Consider the following 1,934-nt stretch of genomic DNA (forward strand, 5'->3'; position numbering starts at 1 on the left):
CCGCGGCCGCGGCGGCCCGCGCTGCATGAGCATGCCCTTCTGGCGCGAGGACCTCGAAGGTCTTCAAGGACCCGTACAGGTCTTAATACATACATCTAGCTGCCATTAGATGTCTCCCATTGGGGCGGTGCGGATATTCGCACCGCCCCATTCTTGTATGAGGAACGTCAACACGATTGGATGACTGCTTTTGTAAGGAGCTTGGCCATGGATATCAAGACAATCGGCGTTGAGGAATGGCTCAACGTTTGGGAGAAGAGCGCCACGTGGGACATCGCCCAGTCGACGATCTCGTCGCTCACCATGGGCGAGCTGCGCGCGCTCGATAAACAGGACGGCGCCACGTTCTACGAGCGCCTGGACCGCGAGAAGATGAACTACGGCTGGATCGAGGGCTCGCCGGAATTTAAGGCCGAGGTTGCCAAGCTGTATCGTCGCGAGGTCAATCCCGATCACATTCTGCAGACCAATGGCTGCACGGGCGCAAACCTCAACGCCATCATGGCCGTGGTCGAGCCCGGCGACCACGTTATCGCCGAGTGGCCTACCTATGCACCGCTCTATGAGATCCCGCGTACGCTCGGCGCCGAGGTCGAGTACTGGGAGCTTCGCGAGGAGCTTGGCTGGAGGCCCGATATCGAGGAGCTCAAGCGCATCGTTCGTCCCAACACGAAGCTCATCTGCATCAACAACGCATCGAACCCCATCGGTACCGTGCTCGATGCCGATACGCTCGGCCAGATTGCCGAGATCGCCCGCTCGGTGGGCGCCTATGTGCTGTGCGACGAGGTGTACCTGCCGCTTGAGAACACCGAGGACTTTTTGTCGATGGCCGATGTGTACGAGAAAGCCATCGTCACCAACTCGGTGTCCAAGACCTATTCGACGCCTGCTGCCCGCGTGGGCTGGGTTGTGGCAGACGAAGAGGTGTCTAATCGCATTCGCACGTACCGCGACTACACCATGATTTGCGGCGGCGTGTTCAACGACGCCCTGGCGACCTATGTGCTCAAGCACAAGGACAAGATCCTCAAGCGTAACCGCAAGATCGTGTTTGGAAACCGCCATATCGCGCAGGCTTGGATTGATACCCAGCATCGCGTTTCCTGGACGGCCCCGCAGGGCGTGTCTACCTCGTTTATCAAGCTTGATATTCCCGAGGACGACGAGGAGTTCTGCAAGCGCCTGCTGGCCGAGAGGGGAGTGCTGTTGGTTCCCGGTAGCTGCTTTGAGCTTCCCTGCGGCGCACGCCTGGGCTACTGCGCGAGCGAGGACGTTCTGCGCGAGGGTCTGAGGCTCCTGGGCGAGGCACTGGCGGAGTTCGATCGCTAGGATTCCGACGGCTCTCAAAGCCGCTCAAATCTGTCTACGATTATCGATAACAGTCCCGTTTCCCATGAGGGGAGCGGGACTTTTTTCTATACCGAGAAGTCAAGTTGTTACAAATGAGGCCGTAAGGTGAGCCGGTATTCGCTGGGCCTTATACTGAGCTTCCGGTGAACGGTACAAAGCGTCTGGTAAACGGTAATATGCTTACCAGAAATGAATAGGACAAACTTTTTTTTGAATAAAAATGAAAATGGTTGAGACGTGGTATGAATCGCTAATTCTATTCATAGCTTTATTAGAAATATGCAATTTGAGGGTGGTTTAATAAAGTTTAGTTCCATTTGCTATCTGGATTGAAAACGCGTTTAAGCACGTAAATAAACTTTATTAAATCAAAGTGTGCCATGCGTGAAGTATATGTGTATGCCGTTCACCCCTCATATAAAACCGTTCGGGGGCGAGGTGGAAGTATGAACTGATTTTGGATATAAATATGTCGTCAGCAATAACGCCTCACACGGAGGGGCGCTAACGAATCGGCCCTGACAGGGGCCCGAAAGAAAGGTAGGAGGCCATGACGAAAGGTCTGCACGTGCCTTCCGAGA

1 protein-coding gene is annotated in these 1,934 nt (G+C 54.9%); it reads left to right on the forward strand.

All coding sequences use genetic code 11. The annotated features are described in order from the left end of the window. The first annotated feature begins 207 nt into the window (after positions 1-207). On the forward strand, positions 208-1,332 hold the full coding sequence (locus JMJ97_RS09415; RefSeq protein WP_260700105.1) for an aminotransferase: 1,125 nt from the start codon (positions 208-210) through the stop codon (positions 1,330-1,332). Positions 1,333-1,934 lie beyond the last annotated feature (602 nt).

Source organism: Collinsella aerofaciens (assembly GCF_025289055.1).
Taxonomy (GTDB): domain Bacteria; phylum Actinomycetota; class Coriobacteriia; order Coriobacteriales; family Coriobacteriaceae; genus Collinsella.

Excerpts from the sequence above, each read along its gene's own strand:
- JMJ97_RS09415 (WP_260700105.1), top strand. The coding sequence starts at position 208 with ATGGATATCAAGACAATCGGCGTTGAGGAATGGCTCAACGTTTGGGAG.